This is a genomic window from Kitasatospora sp. MY 5-36 (assembly GCF_001182915.1).
In the GTDB taxonomy this organism is placed as follows: domain Bacteria; phylum Actinomycetota; class Actinomycetes; order Streptomycetales; family Streptomycetaceae; genus Kitasatospora.
In genome coordinates, this window is record NZ_LFVW01001415.1 from 1 (window position 1) to 591 (window position 591).

A 591-nucleotide genomic window follows, 5' to 3' on the forward strand; every position below is an offset into this window, starting at 1 on the left:
CAGACCGGCGTCCACCTCGCCCCGGGCGAGGGCGAGTTCGGCCCGGACGCCGAGCTCGGGGGCGGGCAGCTCGGCGGCCTCCGCGGGCTGGTGCCGCACCGCCAGCTCCAGCCAGTGCTCGGCGCCGTCCGGGTCCCCGGCCTGCAAGCTGCCGATCACCATGCCCCAGCGCAGGCCCAGCATGTCGTTCCAGTCGCCGAGCCGGTCCAGCTCCGCCATCGCCGCGCCCAGCAGCGGCAGGGCCTCGGCACCCCGCTCCCCCTGCAGATGCAGCTCGCCGAGCCGGGCGAGCGCCAGCACCCGCAGCCAGGGCACCGGCAGCGTCTCGAAGGCCGCCAGCGTCCGCCGCGCCGAGGCGGTCGCCCGCTCCATCTCCTGCGCGGCCTCCCAGCGGTAGCCGGCCACCGCCTCGGCCACACCGGCGAGCAGCGGTTCGGGGGCGGCGCACAGGGCCGCCAACAGCCCGCCGCCCGGGGCGCCCACCTCACCATCGTTCGGGCCGAGCACCTCGGGGACGGCCGCCATCACGGTGGCGATGGCCCGCACCGGGGTGTCCGGCGCGGCCGGGGGCAGCCGCCGCAGGGCGGCGAG

General features: G+C 79.0%; 1 pseudogene. It reads right to left on the reverse strand.

Features of this window, described 5'->3' with window-relative positions:
* Positions 1 to 591, reverse strand: a pseudogene (locus tag AE652_RS42730) (AfsR/SARP family transcriptional regulator); the annotation flags it as partial.